We start from the raw sequence: 206 nt of genomic DNA, 5'->3' as shown, positions 1-206 counted from the left end.
GGTTGGGTAAGACTAAAAGAATTTGGATATATACCAACAAATTCAATAGTTAAAAGTGGTACAGTAAGTCAAAAATCTAATAGATACTATGTATCTATATTAGTTGAGGAAGATGATATTCAAGTATCTAAATGTACTAATGAAGGAATAGGTATTGACTTAGGAATTAAAGATTTTGCAATATGTTCAAATGGAAGTAAATTTAA

At 26.7% G+C, this 206-nt stretch carries 1 pseudogene; it reads left to right on the top strand.

Annotation, left to right across the window (positions count from 1 at the left end):
• A pseudogene (locus KGF42_RS20745) lies at positions 1-206 on the top strand (RNA-guided endonuclease TnpB family protein); the annotation flags it as partial.

Origin of the sequence: Clostridioides sp. ZZV15-6383 (genome assembly GCF_020657735.1) — a bacterium.
In the GTDB taxonomy this organism is placed as follows: Bacteria; Bacillota; Clostridia; order Peptostreptococcales; family Peptostreptococcaceae; genus Clostridioides; species Clostridioides difficile_D.
Note: the sequence above shows the minus strand (reverse complement) of the source record. Positions and strands in the feature narration are given on the sequence as shown.